Source organism: Pseudomonas sp. NPDC078700 (assembly GCF_044542375.1).
In the GTDB taxonomy this organism is placed as follows: Bacteria; Pseudomonadota; Gammaproteobacteria; order Pseudomonadales; family Pseudomonadaceae; genus Aquipseudomonas.
This window is the reverse complement of record NZ_JBITUI010000002.1, coordinates 336465-356580: the sequence shown is the minus strand read 5'-3', so window position 1 is coordinate 356580 and position 20116 is coordinate 336465. Positions and strand designations below refer to the sequence as shown.

Sequence of the window (20116 nt, the reverse complement as noted above, 5' to 3'; positions counted from 1 at the left end):
GAGACTTGAAAAGCCCGAAATGGGCGGAATCTGCAATGAACGATTGGCTTAACGAAATAAAGTGGAACAGTGACGGCTTAGTTCCGGCTATAGCTCAAGACCACCAGACTGGCCGAGTGCTGATGATGGCGTGGATGAACCGCGAATCACTGGCCCTGACCGCCGCCGAGAACCGTGCCATTTACTGGTCGCGCTCACGTGGCAAACTGTGGCGCAAAGGCGAAGAGTCCGGGCACGTACAGAAGCTTCACGAGCTGCGCCTGGATTGCGACGCCGATGTGATCATCCTTAAAGTCGAGCAACTGGGTGGCATTGCCTGCCACACGGGTCGAGAGAGCTGCTTCTACCGCGTATTTGAAAATGACGCGTGGAAAACAGTCGACGCCGTGATCAAAGACCCAAAAGCAATTTATGCCGAAGGACACAGCCATGACTGATACCCTGACCCGCCTGGCTGAAGTACTTGAGTCACGCAAAGGCGCGGCGGCAGACTCATCCTACGTGGCGAGCCTGTATCACAAAGGCTTGAACAAGATTTTAGAGAAAGTCGGTGAAGAATCGGTTGAAACCATCATCGCCGCAAAGGATGCTGCAAGCACTGGTGATTGCAGTGACGTGATATACGAAACAGCCGATCTGTGGTTTCACAGCATGGTCATGCTGGCCGCGCTGGGTCAGCATCCGCAAGCGGTGCTGGACGAGCTGGATCGACGCTTTGGATTGAGTGGGCATGCTGAAAAAGCTGCACGCTCAGAGTCCTAACCCTTATTTAAATCGGAGAACACATCATGGGTTTCGGTGGAATTAGCATTTGGCAGCTTCTGATCATCCTGCTGATCGTGGTTATGTTGTTCGGCACCAAGCGCCTCAAGGGTGTCGGTTCGGACCTCGGTGACGCGATCAAAGGGTTCCGTAAGTCGATGGGCAATGACGACGCGGACAAGCCGCCGGTTGAAGACGAAAAAGGCCAGACCTTTGACGCCCAGGCGCGCAAGGTTGAAGACCCTGCGAAGAAAGACTGAGCCCGCGTTAACAACTCGCTCTATTGAAACGGCCAAGCCGATACTGCGCAACAGTAATGCGTAGCCTCTGCTGGCCGCTTACCCGTTCTATTGTAGGCCCTGTGTTACAGGTCCAAAGAGTCAGCTCTCATGTTTGATATCGGATTCACCGAACTGCTTTTGTGCGGACTAGTAGCCCTTGTCGTGCTCGGTCCCGAGCGCCTGCCGGGAGCAGTGCGTACAGCGGGCTTATGGATTGGCCGGATTAAACGTAGCTTCAACGCAATCAAAGCTGATGTTGAACGCGAGATCGGCGCTGATGAAATTCGCCGACAACTGCACAACGAGCAGATTCTCGACCTTGAGCGTGAAATGAAAGCGATGAAGAATGACATTCTGCCATCAAGCAAACGCTCAGCCGAACCAGCCACGCAAACGCCAAAAACCGCCATCGACGCGGAACCCAGCAGCTCAGCTCAAGCCCCCTTTGGTGAAACACCAAGCCCAGCGCCTGAAGTCAGCACGCCCAGTGAACCACTGCAGCCAGCCACAGGTTTGCCTGCCGCAGAGCAAAGCCCTGCTGCCAGCCAGGATAAAACCCAACAACCATGAGCCGACTACCTGAGCAACACGATGAAGAGATGCCGCTTATCTCGCACCTGACCGAACTGCGCTCGCGCCTGCTGCGCTGCGTGTTTGCAATATTTGTACTCTTCGCTGGGCTGTTTTACTTCTCACAAGACATCTACGCCCTCGTGGCCGCTCCGCTGCGCACTTACCTGCCCGCTGGCGCGACAATGATTGCAACGGGCGTGGCGTCGCCATTCCTGACGCCATTCAAGCTGACCATGATGGTCGCGCTGTTCCTGGCGATCCCGGTGATCTTGCATCAAATCTGGGGGTTTATTGCACCCGGCTTGTACAAGCACGAAAAACGCATCGCCGTGCCTTTGCTGATCTCCAGTATCCTGCTGTTCTACGGCGGTATGGCCTTTGCCTACTTCGTGGTCTTCCCGATCATGTTCGGCTTCTTCGCCAGCGTCACCCCGGAAGGGGTTGAGATGATGACGGACATTGGCCAATACCTCGACTTCGTATTGACCCTGTTTTTCGCCTTTGGCGTAGCCTTCGAGATCCCCGTAGCCACCTTTCTGCTGATCTGGGTTGGCGTCGTTGATGTTGCCACCCTGCGCAAAAGTCGCCCTTATGTGATAGTTGGCTGCTTCGCTATCGGCATGGTCCTGACACCGCCCGATATCTTCTCGCAAACCTTGCTCGCCGTGCCCATGTGGATGCTGTTTGAAGCAGGCTTGCTCTGCGGTGCGATGGTCAAGCGCCGTGAGCGACTAGAAGCCCAACAAGCTGAAGAGCAAGAAGCGGCGGATGAAGCGACCGAACTGGCCGAACGCAACGACCAGAACCCTGCTGCTAAGCCGTGAACCTGCTGCTGCTCGAAGACAGCGACTGCATCAGCGCCGACCAGGCCATACTCAGCGGTCGGCGGCTGAAGCACATGCAGGAAGTGCATCGCGCTGAGGCAGGAGACAGTTTACGGGTCGGCCGCTTAGGTGGGCTAATGGGCAATGCCCAGATCCTGCACATGGATGCGCAGCAGGCGCATATCCGGTTCGAACTGAATCAAGCGCCCCCAGCAAAGCTGCCACTGACCCTGCTACTCGCACTGCCGCGCCCGAAAATGCTCCGCCGTGTGCTGCAAACCGTCAGCTCGATGGGTGTGGCTCACGTGGTGCTGCTCAACAGCTACCGGGTTGAAAAGAGCTTTTGGCAGACGCCTTTTTTGCAGCCAGAAGCGATACGTGAGCAGCTAATCCTGGGCTTGGAACAAGCTCGCGACACGGTGCTGCCAGAGATCCGTATCGAGAAGCGCTTCAAACCCTTTGTCGAAGACCATCTGACACAGTTGATTGGCGACAGCCTCGGTCTGGTCGGACACCCCGGTGAGTACCCGGCGTGCCCGCGTGCGGTCGAGGGTCCGGTGACCCTGGCGATTGGCCCAGAAGGCGGCTGGATCCCTTACGAAGTCGACAAGCTACATGAAGCAGGGTTGACCCCGGTGCAGCTTGGTGAACGTATTCTGCGTGTCGAGACGGCCGTTACAGCCCTGCTCGCTCGCCTGTTTTGAGCATTTAACCAAGCACTAATCAACAGCCGCTCGCTGCGCCCAATGGGCAGGCAGCAGTTGGCCACTGTACTTAGGCGACTCCTCCAACTGCACCGCTTGCGGCACCAGCGGCTCTGCGCAATGGGAGCACACCATCAGCCCATGCATCTGCTCGCCGCAATTCGTGTGCCGATGCAGAATTGGCGCTTCGCCACCCTCGCTCATATGCACATCCCCCCAATGCACCAACGCCATAATTGCTGGATAAAGGTCGCGCCCCTTCCCAGTCAGGCGATACTCCTCACGCACAGGGCGCTGTTGATACGCGTGCTTGCTCAACACCTGGGCCTCAACCAGCTTTTTTAAGCGATCGCTCAACAGGTGCCGGGTCACGCCAAGACGTTGCTCAAAGTCGTCAAAACGACGAATGCCCATGAAACATTCGCGCAGCACCAACAACGTCCATCGGTCACCGACCACCGACAGGGTTCGGGCCAAGGAGCACGGTTGTTGGTCAAGTTCTTCCCAGCGCATAGATCGCCTCCACAGATTCTTGAATAAGAATAACTTGACAGGTTCCAAATTGGAACCGACTATCATTGTAAGTTCCAAAACAGAACTCAACACGGAGAAACTATGACAATTCAAAACAAAGCGGTTTTAGTCGTGGGAGCTGGAGACGCCACCGGCGGCGAGATCGCTAAGCGATTTGCCCGTGAGGGCTACGTTGCCTGCGTCGCCCGGCGTAATGCAGAAAAATTGCAGCCTTTGATCGATAGCATTGAGCAAGATGGCGGCAAGGCCCGGGCTTTCGGCTGTGACGCCCGTGTTGAAGAACAGGTAATTGAGCTGTTCGCGACCATCGAACGTGAAGTCGGCCCACTGCATGCGGTGATTTTCAATATCGGCGCCAACGTACATTTTTCCATCACCGAAACCACCGAGCGGGTTTACCGCAAAGTCTGGGAAATGGCGACCTTAGCCGGCTTCCTGACCGGCCGCGAAGCAGCCAAAGTCATGCTGCCACGTGGTCAAGGGACGATCATTTTTACCGGTGCTACGGCTTCATTGCGCGGTGGCAAAGGGTTTTGCGCATTCGCCGGTGCCAAGTTTGCTTTACGCGCGCTAGCCCAAAGCATGGCTCGCGAACTTGGCCCCCAAGGCATTCATGTCGCCCACCCGATTATCGACGGTGCCATCGACACTGCGTTTATCCGCGAAACATTTCCTGAGCGCTACGCCCTTAAAGAACAAGACGGCATCCTCAACCCCGAGCATATTGCCGACAGCTACTGGCAACTGCATTGCCAACCACGGGATAGCTGGACTCACGAAATGGATTTACGGCCGTGGATGGAAACCTTTTAGGCCCATGTCCGTCACGCAACTGCGAGGAATGATTTGATGAGCAAATCGGTAGAGTTTTTCTTTGATTTCGGCAGCCCCACCAGCTATCTGGCCTGGACTCAACTGCCCAAGATTGCAGCCAATGCAGATGCGCAAATCATCTGGCGTCCCATGCTACTGGGCGGTGTGTTCAAAGCCACCGGCAACAGTTCACCGGTGCAAATCCCGGCAAAAGGGCGCTACATGCTGCAAGACCTTGCGCGGTTCGCGGAGCGTTACGGGGTGCCGCTGGCCTTCAACCCCAGCTTCCCGATCAACACCCTGACCTTGATGCGCGGTGCCGCCGGTTATCTTGATGACGAGCGTTTCGAGCTCTTTGTTAAAACCGTGTTTGAAGCCATGTGGGTGCACAAGAAGAATATGGGTGACCTGCAGCAAGTGGCGCAGGTTTTGACAGCAGCAGGTTTTGAGCCTGAAGAATTCGCCCGGCTGACCGCCGATGAGGCGGTCAAAGAGCGCTTGAAAGCCAACACTGAAGAAGCCATCAAACGGGGTGTATTTGGTGCCCCGAGCTTTTTTGTCGGCGATGAATTGCACTTCGGCCAAGACCGCCTCGACTTTGTTGCCGAGGCATTGGCGTAGGGCGTACAGCGCCTGCTAGGCGCCTTTTTCGCACCCGTTTTTGCCCACAAAAATCCGCCTGACTTACCAAATGCCGGTGGCCAAGCTTCGCGTTGACCACCCTACAACGGTGATCATTAGCAGGCGTAAGTGCAGTCTGTGGTTGAAGCTATTGTAGGGTGGTTGATGCTCTTTTCAGCCACCATTAGCCGCCATAAATATCTGCGTTTTTTCAAAGCCACAACGGCCACCATTGGTAGCCGCGAAGATCATGTTTCTAACAAAAAAGTAACCGGCCCATCGTTGGTAAGCTGCACTTGCATGTCAGCGCCAAAGCGCCCGGTGGCCACAATGGGGTGCTGAAGACGCGCTTGCTCAAGCAGTAAATCAAATAACTCAGTCGCTAAGGCTGGCGGCGCAGCAGTCGAGAAACTTGGGCGCAGGCCACTTTTGGTGTCCGCTGCCAACGTAAACTGCGACACCAGTAACAGCCCACCAGCCACATCGGTCAATGAGCAGTTCATCTTGCCGGCTGCATCACTAAAAACCCGGTACTTGAGCAATCGTTGCAGCATCTTGCTGACACTGGCGGCGGTGTCGTGCGGCTCAACACCGACGAGCGCCAACAGGCCCTGATCAATAGCACCAACCACTTCACCTTCAACCGACACCTGCGCACTGCTTACCCGCTGAATAAGTGCCTTCATGCTTCATCAGGTGCCAGGTCGAGGAGACGCCGGGCCATTTGATCGGCTGCACGGACCAATGCGTCGGTAATCCCCACCTCAGCGGCCGCATGGCCAGCCTCACGGATGATTTGCAATTCACTGTTGGGCCAGTTCTGATGCAGTTCCCAGGCGTTGTCTAGCGGGCAAATGACATCATAACGACCGTGCACGATAACCCCGGGAAGATGGGCGATCTTACTCATATCACGGATAAGTTGATCCGGCTCAAGAAAGCCCTTGTTAACGAAGTAGTGGCACTCGATTCGAGCGATTGATAAGGCTCGGTGTGAGTCTGTAAAACGATCAACGACTTGCGGGTTCGGCCGCAGTGTCGCCGTTCGGCCCTCCCAGGTAGACCATGCTTTTGCGGCATGCATCTGGGCGATCTGGTCGCTCCCGGTCAGGCGCTTGTGGAAGGCAGCGACCAGGTCGCCCCGCTCCTCCTGCGGAATCGGCGCAATGTAGTCTTGCCAATAATCCGGGAACATGCGGCTGGCGCCTTCTTGGTAAAACCATTGCAACTCTTGCGTGCGGCAGAGGAATATCCCGCGCAAGATCAAACCATGAACCCGCTCGGGGTGCGCCTGAGCGTAGGCCAGACCGAGCGTCGAACCCCAGGAGCCACCAAAAACAACCCACTTGTCTATGCCTAGCTGCTGGCGAATAGTTTCCAGGTCAGCGACCAGGTCCCACGTGGTGTTATTCTCAACACTGGCATGGGGGGTTGAGCGTCCACAACCACGCTGATCAAAGGTGACGATGCGATACAGGTTCGGATCAAAGAAACGCCGGCTCAGCGCATCACAGCCCGCCCCCGGCCCCCCATGAATAAACACCACAGGCAAACCATCCGGCGATCCGCTTTCATCCACATAAAGTACATGCGGCGCATCCACGGCCAGCTCATGGCGGGCGTAGGGCTTAATCTCCGGATACAAGGTTTGCATGGTCAGCTCCTTTAATTTTTTTATACAGTGTCATCAGCACTGCTGGCACTGTCATCATACCCATGGAGTAGGCTTCGCGTATGCCAGTAAAACCCATTGGATTAGCTCTGTTGCTGAGTTTCGCCCTACTCTCAGGCTGCGGCGTCAAGGACACCCCACAGGCTGCACTAGACAAGGAAGTACAGCAACTCCAAGACAATCTTGAAGCGAAAAAAACGTCTGCGGTGATGGACCAACTGCACCCAGAGTTCGCAGCGCAGCAGCAGTTTGATCATGACTGGGCCAAGCGCACCATGACTTTAATGTTCTTACGTTACAAGAACGTCAAAGTCATTGCCCTGACTAAAGACAATAAAATAGACCCCACATACAGCTCTAAAGGCTACACCGATGCCCAAGTCGCCATGACCGGCGCTGAAGGCTTGATTCCCGATAGCGCTCGCCATTATGCCGTCAGGCTTGAGTGGTGGCGTGACGGCGATGACTGGAAGCTGGCACGGCTTAGTTGGCAATAGCGCGTCTGCATTGCATGCAATGCAGACGCCGCATGTTTATTGCTTGGGCATCTCAGCGTCCGGCGTGCGCCAAATCAAATCCTCGGTCTCGAAACCCTGGCCATGAGCCACCTCAAGCATTTTGGCGCGTGGTTCTTTAGCCAGTTCAGTGCTGCGCGAAAGCATCCACAGGTACTTATGGTTAGGACTGCCAACCAGCGCATGCTGGTAGTCATCATCAAGATACAGCACCCAGTATTCGCCCTTGGCTACGCCAGGCAGGATATCGCTGAACCAATTATCAAAGCTGACCCAAAGTTTATCGGTCTTACCCTCGACCTGAGGCACCGCCTGCCCCACCGCTTCCTGCCACTTGCCTTCAGCGTCGCGGCATTTGTTAACTACACTGACGCTGCCATCAGCCTGCAGTGCGTAATGCGCCTCTGACTGCTTGCAATTGCGCTGGAAGAACATCGGCAAGCGTGCCTGCTCATACCAAGTCCCCTGGTAACGCTCCAGATCAACCTTATCAACGGTTTTAGGCGGCACTGCTCCAGTGCCCGAATTGGCACAACCTGCCAGCATTGCCGCGGCACAGACACCTAAAAAAATGCGTTTCATAGTTTCCTCAGTTCAGACCTTCGCCCGAAAACATCATGACTTTCTCGCCGGCATATTGAACGCTGATAAATTGTTTTCTATCACCCCAAGTGCAACTCGACAGGCCCATAGCTCCCGAGCAATCAGTCGGATCACCGAGCAGTGATTCCACTTCGGCTTTAGTCATTCCGGTTTTGAGTTTGGAATAGTTTTCTTGTGTGACCTTGCTGCACGCAGCCAGCAGTACACAAAAACTTAATAACGCGAATTTACCCAGCGACATAATTAAAGCTCCCTATTTTCGATGAGCTAAGCTTGGCACAGTCGCTCACCGTCTGCCGCATATGACGTCAGAAACGCGAGCCGGGTTCCTGCAAAAACAACAGTTCTTGATCACTTGAGGGGCGCGACAGAACCTTGTTGCGGTGGGGAAAGCGTTGAAAGCGCGCGATAACGCGCTGATGACGCTCGGCGTAATCGAGATAATCAGCGAACAGGGATTGCTCAGACGCAGAGGCCTGATTGAGGAGCTCAGTAAAAGCCGCCACCGCTTGATCTTGTAAGCGAAGATCTTCGGAGTGCTCCAGCACTAAGTAAATAAATACCCGTTGGATAGGGGCTAACTGCTGGTCTTTGCCTTGCGCAATGCCAGTTTGAACATACTGTTGAGCGAGTGCGTCGCCAGAGAACCCTCGCGGATCATCACGAAAGATCATGCGCGGCAACTGATCAAGCAAGAGAATCAGCGCCAACCAACCCTCTGGCTGCTCTTGCCACTCAAGCAGTTGGCCCGCCAATGCCTGCTCAACCCAATCACCGAAGCGCTCACGCGCCTCGGCATCCTGGCTGTCACGCTTGCCAAACCAAAGCTTGGTGCGTGCATTCGCAGCCTCGGCGGCCTGTACCGAAGGTCCAAACCACCATTCAAGCAATGACTGCCAAGGCTGGCTCACGTTTTACTTCTTATGGTAAGAGGTGACGCGCTCAACTTCTTCTTTCGAGCCCAGGTAAACCGCAACACGCTGGTGCAAAGAAGTCGGCTGGATATCCATAATGCGCTGTTCACCATTGGTCGAAACGCCACCAGCCTGTTCGATAATGAACGACATGGGGTTGGCCTCGTACATCAAACGCAGCTTGCCTGGCTTCTCAGGTTCACGGCTATCACGTGGGTACATAAACAAGCCGCCACGCGTCAGGATGCGATGAACGTCTGCAACCATGGCAGCAATCCAGCGCATGTTGTAATTCTTTTTCAGTGGACCTTCTTCACCGGCCAGCAACTCACCCACATAACGCTTAACTGGCTCTTCCCAGTGGCGCTGGTTGGACATATTGATGGCAAATTCCTGGGTGGTTTCAGGCACTTTGATGTTGTCATGGGTCAGTACAAAGCTGCCCAGTTCACGGTCCAGGGTAAAGCCTTTAACGCCGTTACCCAGGGTCAACATCAACATGGTTTGTGGGCCGTAGATTGCGTAACCTGCAGCCACTTGCTCGGTACCCGGCTGAAGGAAAGCTTCTTCACCCAAATCCCCTTCGTCACCGTTACGATCGGGACAGCGCAGTACCGAGAAGATGGTGCCAACAGAAACGTTTACATCGATGTTCGAGCTGCCATCAAGCGGATCAAACACCAACAGGTAGGCACCTTTCGGATAGCGGCCAGGAATCTGATAGGCATTGTCCATTTCCTCGGACGCCATGCCAGCCAAGTGGCCACCCCATTCGTTGGCTTCAAGTAGAATCTCGTTGGAAATAACATCGAGCTTCTTCTGCACTTCACCCTGTACGTTCTCGGTTTCCATGCTGCCTAGCACGCCGCCAAGGGCGCCCTTGGATACCTGATGGCTGATCGCCTTGCAGGCCCGTGCAACAACTTCAATCAGGAAGCGAAGATCAGCCGGGGTATTGTGGCTGCGGGTTTGCTCGATCAGATAACGGCTCAAGGTAACGCGGGACATATGTGGCTCCGAAGGTAGGGAATCGCGCGCAGTTTAACCGGTTATGGGCGCCAGCGTCTCCTGCTGCCGCCCATCGGTCGTTACCAGTCCCAAGCCAGCGACAGTGCGACGCCTTGCTGCTTGTTGTCGTCGCTCTTACTTAAGCTGTACACCCCGCGAAGCGCAAGGTCGCTAGTCAATTGTTGGCTAAAGCCGAGGCTGGCACGATCGAGGTTGTCGTCCGGAGTGTAGCCCTGCAGTTTGTAGTCGATGCCGGGCAAGCTATTGAGGGAAACCCGCACATCGGTACTGTCATCATCGTATTCAGTTTCATGGGCGACCTCGGCAAACACCTGCGTGGCGTGTGTAATAGCCCATCGCCCCTGCATACCGATACCAAGGCGTTTTGATGTGCGGTCCTGGTCACCGAAGCTCAATGCAGTTGAGCTCGCCCCACTCTCGTCATAGCCGTCGACCTCTACCTTGGCGTAGTCAGCACTCACAAATGGGCTCAGGTGCCAGGTGCTACCCGGCTGGGCGATGTCATAACCGACCCGACCCGAAAGCGCCCATAAAGTGCCGTCGGTATCACCCTTCTCGGAACGCTCAACACGGCCCAGTTCTATCTTGCGTTTGAGGTCGTGATAATCCAAGTAACCGGCCGATACGGACGCATCCGCCCACCAGCGATTGTGTTGATACTGAGCAAACGCGCTGCCTAAGTAGCTGCGCATGTCATAGTCGGAATCAGCACTGCCGACTTCAAGGTTTTGTTCATAAAGCCCCATGACCAGGCCGAATCGCCAACTATCGTCAACTCGATAGCTACCGCCCACATTCAGGCTGTAACCATCGCCGTCACCACTTGGCGAAGCGGATTGACTGTCAAAGTCAAGGTGCTGACCCGCGCCGGAAACGATTGCACGCCACTGGCCAACAGGCTGCCAGGATTCCCAATCGGCAACATACTGGTTGCGTAACTGATCTTGGTGCGCGCGCAGGGTGCCGTGAGCCATTTCAGGCAACAAGCTGAGCTCCCAAGGTGCCGCGAGCAGCGAATAGGCGTAGTCGGCGAAAATTTCCTGAACCGCTGTTGTCGGATGCACGCTGTCGTTATAGAGCAACTTGCTGGGGTCTGGCGTTGCACTGTTGATGCCCCAGGTAGCGTTGATGTTGCCACAGTCAGCAAAGCAACTGCCGGTCAGGTCTTGCGTGGTATCAAAGCCATAGGCCGCCGCATTCTGCAGCACTTCAGTGAATAGCACGGGCACGTTGAGTGGAATAATTTGCGCATCGATCTGCGACAACTGACTCACAAGCTCAGTATTAAAATCTTGCCCAATCGAGGTGATGGTCGGTGCCAAAGCCGTACCGGAAATAGCCGGCGTGGTGCCCACATTTGGCAACAACGAAACCATGATGTAACGCGCGCCAGCGCCCTGCAATGCCCGCACACCATCGGCCAACTGGGTTGCCGCCGCTTGCGGGCCGGAGCTGAAAATGGTGCCTTGGAGGAAGTCGTTACCACCGCCATTGACGTAGAACAGCGCATTGCGGTCAACACTCAAACCACGATTCGCCAGGTCAACCAAATAGCCATCGCGGGTACGGGTCCCCGCTACCGAGCCGCCCGGTTGAGTAATAGAGGCGTAAATTTGATCGGTGCGATAGCCGCCTACTGCCCAGTTATTGCCATCGACTAAACCCTGGTCCGCATACACCTGCGAAGTCGAAGGTGCTTGAGGCCCCAGTCCGAGTTGCTCGCCGAGCAGCATGGGCGAAGTCGAACCAAACACTTCACCGCTGCCATTTTGGTAGGTCGGGCCAACCCGGTTGGTAAAACGTCTGGTCGCGCCAGCAGGACCCTCTGCATCTGCGAATTGCCCGGCATCACTTAAACTGTCGCCGAACACAATTAAGCTGCTGAAAGGGCCTGCATTGCTGAAGGTTGAATAGCTTGCGAGCATGCACGCTACAGCGAGCGGAGTTAGGGTGCGTTTCACTGGGCATTCCTTATTTTATTGTTATAGGCAGTACCAACAGCTCAAATCTAGCTAGTTTTCGAATTGATTGCATCCGAAAATCTGACTGAATACTCCTCTCCAGTCATGATAAAAACAGTACTCATCACAGTGTTACCACCTGATTGCGGCCGCCACGCTTAGCTTGATACAGCGCGGCATCGGCAATATCGAGCAACTCATCCAAACTTGCGCCCTGTATTGGCCAGCACGCAACCCCGGCCGATAAGGTGACCTGACGTAAGCCCCCACGGGTTTCCAAAGGCTGCTCGGCCAGCTGTTTACAGATAATATTCAAGCGCTTGGACGCTTCCTCAAGGTCAGCGCCCGGCAGCACCAGAAGAAATTCCTCTCCGCCAATTCGAAAAGCGGCATCGGAGCTGCGCACATTACGCCGCAGATTATCAGCCAACGCTTTGAGCACATCGTCACCTTCGAGGTGGCCGTGCTTGTCGTTGAGCAGCTTGAAATGATCAAGGTCTATCAGCGCCAGTGATAATGGCTTTTCCTCACGCCTTGCCCGAGCGATTTCCAAAGCAAAAAACTCTTCGAGATAGCGTCGGTTGTAGAGGCCGGTTAACGGGTCGCGCAGGGCTTGCTCGCGCAGTAGCTCGTGCAAGTTGGAGATTGTGAGCAGCCGTTGCTCGCTGACAGCCAATGCTTCTGCCAGCTCTAGCTCACTTATATGCCGCTGAGACACATCTCGCAGATAGATCATCTGCCCTAGCTCATGACTGGCGCGCTCAATCGGTCGAATGTTGAGCTCGAAGTAGCGACTGAACTGCGGGAGTGACAACAACTGATTGGGCTCGTAGCTATCACCCTGGCAAAGCAGCTCATGGAGCTTTTCCCCTACGACTGGCCAACGCTGCAGATGACGCCCTTGCCAGCCACGTTCAAGCCCTGAAAGTTTCAGCGCAGCTGGGTTAGCCTCGACCACACGCAACTGCGAGTCCACCACCAGCACCGGGTCAAACAGCGCTTCAAGCAACAGGTTTCTCGCCACCGGCAACAGGTCAAACAGGCGCACCCCAATAATAAGCCAAGCAAAAGCCATGAGCGTAAAGGCAAAAATAAATGGCGTTGGGTCAAAACCAAAAAGCGAAACCCCGAAAAACACATAGCTGGCATTTGTCGCCCATGGCACCAAGGTAAGCACTAAAAAGGCCAGGTGGTGGCGTCGATAAAGACCGCGACTCTGCAGCACCGCACGCAGCACAATACCGAAACAGAACGCCATGCAAAGATAACCGTAAGCTGCAGCGAGGTAGTACGCACTGCCATGTACATACTTAACCGGCGAACCGTAGTCGCTGCTGAACGGTGCTGTTTGCTCGGTATACATCAAGTGATGCCAGGGGTTCGATAGCGCCAGTATCCAGCACAACGCAGGAGCGACGCTAAGCAGCAACAGCACAGGACGGCTCAAACGGTGATGGTTGCTAAAGAGGTACTGCCAGAGGAACACCGCCCAGAAAGTCGGGGTCAGGAGGATTCCGGGCCAGGCCATGGACGCCCAAAACACTTTGCACTCAGCGCCCTGTGCAGCCATCTCAAGGCTTGCAGCAAGCATCCACCACAGACTGGCCAAGTGCAGCCAAATGAAGTTGCGCTGCCCCGGAAAGTATCGCTGCTGCGACACCCAGCGCGACAATAAAATCACCCCAAAGCAGACTGCGCTGGTGATCAACAACTGCGCAGGAAATGCCCAGCCGGACTGACTGCATGAGCTGAAAAAACTCAACGCAGCGCACTCCGATGCAGTGGCCAAGCATCAACGGTCGTAAACACGTCGCGAATAGAGCATGGCCACGCCCCACAACCGAAGATGCGCAAAAATCACCCCAATCTAAACCAGAAGAAAATATGGGCTATTAATAGCCGTAAAATACTGCCTACCAACTAGTTCAAGATCGCAAAAAAGACCGCTAAAACGCTCTATCTGGCGCAGTTTAGCAGTTCGATCAAGTACCAACACCCTGTGTACTGCTAAACTTGTTGTCGATGCAGGCTAACCGATCAGCAGATACCGCTTCACAAAACCCCTGACATGGTTATTATCGCCCGCCGCAACTCCCTCCTACGCTTAGCAGACCGATGAAAAACAACCTGATTGCCGCCGCTGAAATCGACCGCCTGGATACGTGGGCCAAATACACCAGTGACATGTGCCACAGTTGCAACTCCAGTTGCTGCCAGTTGCCCGTCGAAGTGCGCCTAAGCGATTTAATTCGCATGGGTGTAGCCGACGAATTTGAAAAAGGTGACCCACTGAAGAACGTCGCCAAGCGCCTGCAAAAGGAAGGAATTGTCGAGCGCTTCAACCAGAAGTCAGGCATTTTCACCCTGACGCGCCTATCGAATAATGATTGCATGTACCTAGACCGCAAATCGCGCCTGTGCACAATCTACGATGTACGCCCGGAAACCTGCCGCAACCACCCCAAAATTGGTCCACGCCCTGGTTACTGCGCTTATATCCCCAAGCCGACTCGCTAAACTGCAAAACCCTGCCATCAGCAGGGTTTTTGCAATACCTGCATTGGCTAATTGGTTGCCAGGTCGCCTTCACTCAACTGCGCTTTCTTTGGCTTAATCAAGCTGAAATCAATCAATGATTTAGGCTCGTAAGGATTGCCAATAATTTGCGGCCGCACAATAAAGTTGTTGCTCACCAAGCTCTTACTCTTATCCAGTTCACCAAAGTTCAGCCCAGCCAAATCAGCCCAGGTGTAAATCAGGTTCGAACTGCTGTATGGCCGATCGAGCATGGTGCTGAAGTCGAATGAAGCATGGGCTTTCCATTTTTCAGACGCCCAAAGCATAAAGGGAATGGTGTACATCGGCGAGGTTGGTTTGCCTTCGTTGCGACCAATCACGCCGCCCTTTGGGGTGTCGAACACGGCCTCACCGTGATCGGACAGATACAGCAGAAAGCCGTCAGGCTGAGTGGCCGAGAATTTCTTGATCAGGCTAGAGACCACAAAATCGTTATACAGCACCGCATTGTCATAGCTGTTATAGGTGGCTAGCTGATCTTCAGTCACCCACTTAGGAGCACCCGTGTTATCGGTGAATTTTTCAAAAGATTCCGGGTAGCGGTACTTGTAGCGCATATGGGTGCCAAGCAGGTGCACCACAATCAACTTGCGCGGTGCTTTGTCGGCCAACACCTTGGCAAAGGGTTCAAGCACATCACCGTCGTACTGACGAGCATTCTGACTAAGGTTATTGTTCAGGTAATATTGTTCATCGGTCTGCTCAGAGAACGTGGTGAGCATGGTGTTACGCTTGGTCATGGTCTGCTGGTTGGTAATCCAGAAGGTTTTATAACCGGCCTGCTTCATCATATTGACCAGCGATGGCGTGGTCATATAACCATCAGGGTTTTTCTCGTCGGCGAACGTCAAAACCTGCTGCAGCGCTTCAATCGTGTAGGGGCGCGGCGTGACAACATTATCAAACACCTGCAATTGGTCGCGCAGCTTATCCAACTCGGGAGTGGTTTCACGCGGGTAGCCATAGAGACTCATCCGCTGGCGGTTAGTTGACTCACCAATCACCAACACTAGGGTTGTTGGCTTGTCCGCCCGCGCATCAGTCATGCCTTTGAGTGGTGCTAACTTGGCGTTACCGGCCAGCAGCTTTTCCATGCTGGCAAGCTGCGCACGGTATTTGCGAAAGCCCACTACCAACTGCCAAGGAACTGCAGGCTCGATACGCTCTTCAAATTTTTCAACGGCCAGACCAAGCGTGGCGCGCTTATTAATTTCTTTACCCAGCGGGTAACCAATCAAGCAGATCAGCAAGACAACGCTGAGCACGCGCGCTTGATTAACGCCGAACTCAAGCGGTCGAATTTTGCGCCACAGCAGCCAAGCTCCGAAGCTGTATGCCAGATAAACCGGGATCATCCACCAAACAAAGTAGTGACCGAAATACTCCATACTTTCTGCCATGTTTGATTCAAACATGATGAAAATAACGCTCTGCGAAAACTGCTGGCCGTAGATACAGAAGTAACCCAAGCCCACCAACGAGCATGCCCACAGCACGACACCCACCACAGCGGCGATTGCTTTAGCTTTCTTAGGAAACAGCAGGACGGGTATCAGCCAGATACCACTGATCAAGAACGCTTGGCGAAAGCTGACAAAACCCGTGGTGTCAGTCAGTTGGATAAGTAATTGAGTGACGCCGGAGAAGTACCAGAAAAACAAGAACAGCCAACCCAGCCCCGCCCAATCCCAGCCGGACTCACCTTTACCACTTGCCGCTGTTTGCATCTTCAACCCCTAATCATCATCTAGAAGCTCGGACAACAGGCAAATCGCATAAATACAGGTGCCGAGACTTCAAAGCCGATCACGCTAGCAGAAACATTGTGAAAAGAATGTTGTTTGATATGCGCATATCCCGCTGAATCAATTAACTATTTCCCGTCAATCAATAGGCATAAAAAAACCCCTGACAGCCAAGCTGCCAGGGGTTTTAGGCGCAGCGAAAACTAAGACTTAGTTTTTGCTAGCGCGCTTACGGTCAGTCTCAAGCAGGAACTTCTTACGCAGACGGATCGACTTAGGCGTGATTTCAGCCAGTTCGTCGTCTTCGATGAATTCCAGAGCCTGTTCCAAGGTGTAACGGATTGGCGGAACCAGCGCGATGGTTTCGTCTTTACCGGAAGCGCGCATGTTGTCGAGCTTCTTACCTTTGGTTGGGTTAACAACCAGGTCGTTGTCACGGCTGTTGATACCAACCAGCATGCCTTCGTACACGTCATCACCGTGGCCCAGGAACAACTTACCGCGAGCCTGCAGGGTTTCCAGGGAGTAAGTCAGTGCCTTACCAGTAGCGCTAGAAACCAGAACGCCCTGAACACGACCGCCCATGTCGCCCGACTTCATCGGACCATAGTGGCTGAAGATGCTTGTCAGGATGCCCGAACCCGAAGTCAGGGTCAGGAACTGGTTACGGAAGCCGATCAGGCCGCGCGCAGGAATGGTGTACTCAAGACGTACACGGCCCTTGCCGTCTGGAACCATGTTGGTCAGGTCGCCTTTACGGTTACCCATCTGTTCCATCATCGGACCCTGGTGTTGCTCTTCCAGGTCGATTGTGACGTTTTCAAAAGGTTCGTTTTTAACGCCATCAACCACACGAATGATCACTTCAGGACGGCCTACAGCCAGTTCGAAGCCTTCGCGACGCATGGTTTCGATCAGTACCGAGAGGTGCAACTCGCCGCGGCCAGAAACCTTGAATTTATCAGCGCTGTCGCCTTCTTCAACACGTAGAGCAACGTTGTACAGCAGCTCTTTTTCCAGACGCTCTTTGATGTTACGGCTGGTGACGAACTTGCCTTCCTTACCGCAGAACGGCGAGTCGTTAACCTGGAAGGTCATGCTCACGGTAGGCTCATCAACAGTCAGCGGCTCAAGCGCTTCAACGGTCAATGGATCGCAAAGGGTGTCGGAAATGAACAGCTCGTCCATGCCGCTAACGCAAACGATGTCGCCAGCTTGGGCTTCGTTTACTTCAACGCGCTGCAGACCCGAGTGGCCCATGATCTTGAGGATACGGCCGTTACGCTTCTTGCCGTCAGTGCCGATCGCGGTCACAGGGGTGTTGGTTTTGACCTTACCGCGAGCGATACGGCCGATACCGATAACACCGAGGAAGCTGTTGTAGTCCAGTTGCGAGATTTGCATCTGGAATGCGCCATCAACGTCTACAGCTGGAGCTGGAACGTGGTCGATGATCGCTTGGAACAGCGGGTCCATGGTTTCTTCGAGCTTATCGTGCTCAAGACCTGCAATCCCGTTCAGGGCGCTGCAATAAACGATAGGGAAGTCGAGCTGCTCTTCGGTAGCACCGAGGTTATCGAACAGGTCGAAAATCTGGTCAACAACCCAGTCAGGACGTGCGCCTGGACGGTCGATTTTGTTGATCACAACGATTGGACGCAGGCCAGCTTTAAACGCTTTCTGCGTTACGAAGCGAGTCTGTGGCATTGGGCCGTCTTGGGCATCAACCACCAGCAACACGGAGTCAACCATGCTCATTACACGCTCAACCTCACCACCGAAGTCGGCGTGGCCAGGGGTGTCTACGATGTTGATGTCGTAGTCGTGCCATTTCAGCGCGGTGTTTTTAGCCAGGATGGTAATACCACGTTCTTTTTCCTGGTCGTTGCTGTCCATTACGCGCTCGTTTTCAAGCTCTTTACGGTCAAGCGTGCCGGACTGGCGCAGGAGTTTGTCTACCAGGGTGGTTTTACCATGGTCAACGTGGGCGATGATTGCGATGTTACGTAGATTATCGATCACTTGTGTATCTCGATCAGAGGATTCGGTTTGCCGCATAGTTTAGGCGGCGAGTATTAACTAATTATAAATTCTGCCAGACGGCGTAAAAACGCTTAGAGCAATGGCCGTTAATGCCGGGCTCAGCAGCTTTTACGCCGCCTGTATGTCGGGAGGGCGATGGCGGATGCTACCGCCATTCAACCCAGGCGTCTTATGTCGGACGATAAACGCGCACATTGGCATGCCCCTCATTTAGCAAGTGGTGGGCATGCAGGCGACTCATGACACCCTTGTCGCAATACAACAAATACTGGCGACTAGGATCCAACTCTTTGAAACGACTGTTGAGAGCGTAGAACGGCAGCGCCTGCACCTCAGTGCCAGGCAGCTTTAGCGGTTCATCTTCGGCAGCATCCGGGTGACGGATATCAATCACCACCTGACCGGCCAGAACTTCGCTGATTTCCTCAACGTGGATATCTTTACCCAGCTCATCGATGACCTTGTCAATCGGCAGCTGTGTAGCACTCTTCACTGCTCGCTCAAGCACTGCCATATCGAATTGCTTTTCTTCATAAGCAATGCGGTCGGGCTTGGCTTTGGTGGTCGGATTCACCGAAATCACACCGCAGTACTCAGGCATATGCTTGGCAAAATCGGCGGTACCGATCTGCGTCGCGGTATTAATAATGTCCTGCTTGTGACTGGCCAATAAAGGACGCAACACCAGCTTTTCAGTGGCCGCATCAATCACCGTCAAGTTCGGCAGGGTCTGGCTCGACACCTGAGAAATGGCCTCACCGGTCACCAATGCATCAATTTGCAGCCGATCACTGATCTGCGTAGCGGCGCGCAACATCATGCGCTTCAACACCACACCCATCTGGCTGTTATCGACCTTACCGAGGATTTCGCCGAGCACCTCTTCAAACGGCACGCTAATAAAAAGCACCCGTTGCGAGCTGCCGAACTTCTTCCACAAATAGTGCGCAACTTCCATCACGCCCAATTCATGAGCGCGGCCGCCCAAGTTGAAGAAGCAAAAGTGAGTCACCAAACCGCGACGCATCATTTGATAAGCGGCAACGGTTGAATCAAAGCCGCCGGACATCAATACCAATGTCTGCTCCAGCGAACCCAGTGGGTAGCCACCCAGACCTTCATGCTGGTTATGGATAACGAACAGGCGCTGGTCACGAATTTCCATGCGCACAACAACGTCTGGGTCTTTTAGCGAGATACCGGCAGCGCCACACTGCTGACGCAATTGGCTGCCAACATAACGCTCAACATCCATGGAGCTGAAAGCATGCTTACCTGCACGCTTACAACGCACAGCAAAGATCTTGCCCGGCAATTGGTCGGCGAAATGCAGTTTGCACTTTTCCAGCACATCATCGAAATCGCCTAATGGGTATTCATGCACTTCAAGAAAATGAGTGATCCCCGGGGTGCAGCCAAGACGATCGGTCAGCTCGCCGAGAAGCTTGGCATCGGTTAAGGTTGTTTCCAGTTCCAAGTTATCCCAGACACCGGTAACCGAGAGCTGCGGATCAAGATCGCGCAACACGGAGCGGATGTTCTTCGCCAACTGACGGATGAAGTTCTTGCGAACCGGCCGACTCTTGATGGTGATTTCTGGGAAAACTTTAACTATTAGTTTCATGGAAGCAACGCGCGCCAAGCTCGCGAAAAAACAGGGGCGCGGATTATAGCGGAAATTGTGCAAGGTTTGATCAAAAACCTTACGCAAACATTTTACCGCACCACATTGGTGCTTAATTGTTTTGATTAGCACTCACTTGGTGCGTAGCTTTGCTCGTAATAGGCAATAAACCCCCGCCGCTCCTGCGTTTGCGGGTTTTAGCCCATCACAGTGCACTGGCATGCAAATTGCTCCCTTGTGAGGCAGGTATGTAGTGGCGGAATATCCGCCGAGCTTTTTTCGAATTTTGTGGGCTCAACAGATTGAGCCTTATCCGCCTGG

22 protein-coding genes are annotated in these 20116 nt (G+C 54.0%); 10 read left to right on the top strand and 12 right to left on the bottom strand.

All coding sequences use genetic code 11. The annotated features are described in order from the left end of the window. Positions 1-35: 35 nt before the first annotated feature. The 6 genes from hisI to ACIGCM_RS07500 all read left to right on the top strand — a co-directional run bounded on the left by hisI (position 36) and on the right by ACIGCM_RS07500 (position 3144). Entirely contained in the window at positions 36-437 is a 402-nt protein-coding gene (gene hisI / locus ACIGCM_RS07525) for a phosphoribosyl-AMP cyclohydrolase (RefSeq protein ID WP_397501423.1), read from the top strand. After that, positions 430-762, top strand: a complete 333-nt coding sequence (locus ACIGCM_RS07520) for a phosphoribosyl-ATP diphosphatase (protein ID WP_397501422.1) — start codon at positions 430-432, stop codon at positions 760-762. The genes hisI and ACIGCM_RS07520 overlap by 8 nt, the downstream gene beginning before the upstream one ends. Before the next feature lie 26 nt (positions 763-788). After that, the gene (gene tatA, locus ACIGCM_RS07515; RefSeq protein WP_397501421.1) at positions 789-1022 is read left to right on the top strand and encodes a twin-arginine translocase TatA/TatE family subunit; all 234 of its coding nucleotides are present in this window, start codon (positions 789-791) and stop codon (positions 1020-1022) included. Between the two features lie 129 nt (positions 1023-1151). After that, a complete protein-coding gene (gene tatB, locus ACIGCM_RS07510; RefSeq protein ID WP_397501420.1) occupies positions 1152-1613 on the top strand; it encodes a Sec-independent protein translocase protein TatB in 462 nt (153 codons plus the stop codon). Further along, a complete protein-coding gene (tatC, locus tag ACIGCM_RS07505; RefSeq protein ID WP_397501419.1) occupies positions 1610-2440 on the top strand; it encodes a twin-arginine translocase subunit TatC in 831 nt (276 codons plus the stop codon). Before tatB ends, tatC begins: the two co-directional genes overlap by 4 nt. Then, positions 2437-3144, top strand: coding sequence for a 16S rRNA (uracil(1498)-N(3))-methyltransferase (locus ACIGCM_RS07500; protein WP_397501418.1), 708 nt, complete (start codon positions 2437-2439; stop codon positions 3142-3144). Before tatC ends, ACIGCM_RS07500 begins: the two co-directional genes overlap by 4 nt. A 15-nt stretch (positions 3145-3159) precedes the next feature. Here the strand turns inward: ACIGCM_RS07500 and ACIGCM_RS07495 are convergent, their stop codons facing one another. Further along, complete coding sequence (locus ACIGCM_RS07495; protein ID WP_397501417.1) at positions 3160-3657, bottom strand: winged helix-turn-helix transcriptional regulator; 498 nt, start codon at positions 3655-3657, stop codon at positions 3160-3162. Positions 3658-3759: 102 nt separating this feature from the next. Between ACIGCM_RS07495 and ACIGCM_RS07490 the strand changes: the two genes are divergently transcribed. Both ACIGCM_RS07490 and ACIGCM_RS07485 read left to right on the top strand, forming a co-directional pair. Further along, positions 3760-4491 (top strand): SDR family oxidoreductase, encoded by a 732-nt coding sequence (locus ACIGCM_RS07490; RefSeq protein ID WP_397501416.1) that lies wholly within the window; start codon positions 3760-3762, stop codon positions 4489-4491. 36 nt (positions 4492-4527) lie between these two features. Then, complete coding sequence (locus ACIGCM_RS07485; RefSeq protein WP_397501415.1) at positions 4528-5112, top strand: 2-hydroxychromene-2-carboxylate isomerase; 585 nt, start codon at positions 4528-4530, stop codon at positions 5110-5112. A gap of 248 nt (positions 5113-5360) precedes the next feature. On the opposite strand, the gene dtd is transcribed toward ACIGCM_RS07485, so the two are convergent. After that, complete coding sequence (dtd, locus tag ACIGCM_RS07480; protein ID WP_397501414.1) at positions 5361-5798, bottom strand: D-aminoacyl-tRNA deacylase; 438 nt, start codon at positions 5796-5798, stop codon at positions 5361-5363. Next, the gene (pip, locus tag ACIGCM_RS07475) at positions 5795-6766 is read right to left on the bottom strand and encodes a prolyl aminopeptidase (RefSeq protein ID WP_397501413.1); all 972 of its coding nucleotides are present in this window, start codon (positions 6764-6766) and stop codon (positions 5795-5797) included. The genes dtd and pip overlap by 4 nt, the downstream gene beginning before the upstream one ends. Positions 6767-6846: 80 nt before the next feature. On the opposite strand from pip, the gene ACIGCM_RS07470 reads away from it, so the two are divergent. Then, the gene (locus ACIGCM_RS07470; RefSeq protein ID WP_397501412.1) at positions 6847-7281 is read left to right on the top strand and encodes a hypothetical protein; all 435 of its coding nucleotides are present in this window, start codon (positions 6847-6849) and stop codon (positions 7279-7281) included. Between the two features lie 36 nt (positions 7282-7317). On the opposite strand, the gene ACIGCM_RS07465 is transcribed toward ACIGCM_RS07470, so the two are convergent. The 6 genes from ACIGCM_RS07465 to ACIGCM_RS07440 all read right to left on the bottom strand — a co-directional run bounded on the left by ACIGCM_RS07465 (position 7318) and on the right by ACIGCM_RS07440 (position 13568). Beyond that, positions 7318-7881 carry a lipocalin family protein gene (locus tag ACIGCM_RS07465; protein WP_397501410.1) on the bottom strand — a complete coding sequence of 188 codons (564 nt, stop codon included), beginning with the start codon at positions 7879-7881 and terminating at the stop codon, positions 7318-7320. Between the two features lie 7 nt (positions 7882-7888). Then, positions 7889-8143: an outer membrane protein assembly factor BamE gene (gene bamE, locus ACIGCM_RS07460; RefSeq protein ID WP_397501409.1), complete on the bottom strand. Its 255-nt coding sequence runs from the start codon at positions 8141-8143 to the stop codon at positions 7889-7891. A 67-nt stretch (positions 8144-8210) separates the two neighbouring features. Beyond that, positions 8211-8813 (bottom strand): DUF924 family protein, encoded by a 603-nt coding sequence (locus ACIGCM_RS07455; RefSeq protein WP_397501408.1) that lies wholly within the window; start codon positions 8811-8813, stop codon positions 8211-8213. 3 nt (positions 8814-8816) lie between these two features. Beyond that, entirely contained in the window at positions 8817-9824 is a 1008-nt protein-coding gene (locus ACIGCM_RS07450; protein ID WP_397501407.1) for a class 1 fructose-bisphosphatase, read from the bottom strand. 80 nt (positions 9825-9904) lie between these two features. After that, the gene (gene estP, locus ACIGCM_RS07445; protein ID WP_397501406.1) at positions 9905-11806 is read right to left on the bottom strand and encodes an esterase EstP; all 1902 of its coding nucleotides are present in this window, start codon (positions 11804-11806) and stop codon (positions 9905-9907) included. 124 nt (positions 11807-11930) lie between these two features. Continuing rightward, positions 11931-13568, bottom strand: a complete 1638-nt coding sequence (locus ACIGCM_RS07440; RefSeq protein ID WP_397501405.1) for a histidine kinase N-terminal 7TM domain-containing protein — start codon at positions 13566-13568, stop codon at positions 11931-11933. Positions 13569-13921: 353 nt separating this feature from the next. Between ACIGCM_RS07440 and ACIGCM_RS07435 the strand changes: the two genes are divergently transcribed. Then, positions 13922-14323: a YkgJ family cysteine cluster protein gene (locus ACIGCM_RS07435; protein ID WP_397501404.1), complete on the top strand. Its 402-nt coding sequence runs from the start codon at positions 13922-13924 to the stop codon at positions 14321-14323. A 47-nt stretch (positions 14324-14370) separates the two neighbouring features. Here the strand turns inward: ACIGCM_RS07435 and cptA are convergent, their stop codons facing one another. From cptA to thiI, 3 genes are all read right to left on the bottom strand, one after another. Continuing rightward, positions 14371-16110, bottom strand: coding sequence for a phosphoethanolamine transferase CptA (gene cptA, locus ACIGCM_RS07430; protein ID WP_397501403.1), 1740 nt, complete (start codon positions 16108-16110; stop codon positions 14371-14373). 228 nt (positions 16111-16338) lie between these two features. Beyond that, entirely contained in the window at positions 16339-18150 is a 1812-nt protein-coding gene (typA, locus tag ACIGCM_RS07425) for a translational GTPase TypA (protein ID WP_397501402.1), read from the bottom strand. Between the two features lie 190 nt (positions 18151-18340). Then, positions 18341-19795: a tRNA uracil 4-sulfurtransferase ThiI gene (gene thiI, locus ACIGCM_RS07420; protein ID WP_397501401.1), complete on the bottom strand. Its 1455-nt coding sequence runs from the start codon at positions 19793-19795 to the stop codon at positions 18341-18343. Positions 19796-20116: the final 321 nt, after the last annotated feature.

What these genes read in the sequence shown, in the direction of transcription:
- hisI (WP_397501423.1), top strand. Translation starts at nt 36, where the DNA reads ATGAACGATTGGCTTAACGAAATAAAGTGGAACAGTGACGGCTTAGTT.
- ACIGCM_RS07520 (WP_397501422.1), top strand. Translation starts at nt 430, where the DNA reads ATGACTGATACCCTGACCCGCCTGGCTGAAGTACTTGAGTCACGCAAA.
- tatA (WP_397501421.1), top strand. Translation starts at nt 789, where the DNA reads ATGGGTTTCGGTGGAATTAGCATTTGGCAGCTTCTGATCATCCTGCTG.
- tatB (WP_397501420.1), top strand. Translation starts at nt 1,152, where the DNA reads ATGTTTGATATCGGATTCACCGAACTGCTTTTGTGCGGACTAGTAGCC.
- tatC (WP_397501419.1), top strand. Translation starts at nt 1,610, where the DNA reads ATGAGCCGACTACCTGAGCAACACGATGAAGAGATGCCGCTTATCTCG.
- ACIGCM_RS07495 (WP_397501417.1), bottom strand. Translation starts at nt 3,657, where the DNA reads ATGCGCTGGGAAGAACTTGACCAACAACCGTGCTCCTTGGCCCGAACC.
- ACIGCM_RS07490 (WP_397501416.1), top strand. Translation starts at nt 3,760, where the DNA reads ATGACAATTCAAAACAAAGCGGTTTTAGTCGTGGGAGCTGGAGACGCC.
- ACIGCM_RS07485 (WP_397501415.1), top strand. Translation starts at nt 4,528, where the DNA reads ATGAGCAAATCGGTAGAGTTTTTCTTTGATTTCGGCAGCCCCACCAGC.
- dtd (WP_397501414.1), bottom strand. Translation starts at nt 5,798, where the DNA reads ATGAAGGCACTTATTCAGCGGGTAAGCAGTGCGCAGGTGTCGGTTGAA.
- pip (WP_397501413.1), bottom strand. Translation starts at nt 6,766, where the DNA reads ATGCAAACCTTGTATCCGGAGATTAAGCCCTACGCCCGCCATGAGCTG.
- ACIGCM_RS07470 (WP_397501412.1), top strand. Translation starts at nt 6,847, where the DNA reads ATGCCAGTAAAACCCATTGGATTAGCTCTGTTGCTGAGTTTCGCCCTA.
- ACIGCM_RS07465 (WP_397501410.1), bottom strand. Translation starts at nt 7,881, where the DNA reads ATGAAACGCATTTTTTTAGGTGTCTGTGCCGCGGCAATGCTGGCAGGT.
- bamE (WP_397501409.1), bottom strand. Translation starts at nt 8,143, where the DNA reads ATGTCGCTGGGTAAATTCGCGTTATTAAGTTTTTGTGTACTGCTGGCT.
- ACIGCM_RS07450 (WP_397501407.1), bottom strand. Translation starts at nt 9,824, where the DNA reads ATGTCCCGCGTTACCTTGAGCCGTTATCTGATCGAGCAAACCCGCAGC.
- ACIGCM_RS07435 (WP_397501404.1), top strand. Translation starts at nt 13,922, where the DNA reads ATGAAAAACAACCTGATTGCCGCCGCTGAAATCGACCGCCTGGATACG.
- cptA (WP_397501403.1), bottom strand. Translation starts at nt 16,110, where the DNA reads ATGCAAACAGCGGCAAGTGGTAAAGGTGAGTCCGGCTGGGATTGGGCG.
- thiI (WP_397501401.1), bottom strand. Translation starts at nt 19,795, where the DNA reads ATGAAACTAATAGTTAAAGTTTTCCCAGAAATCACCATCAAGAGTCGG.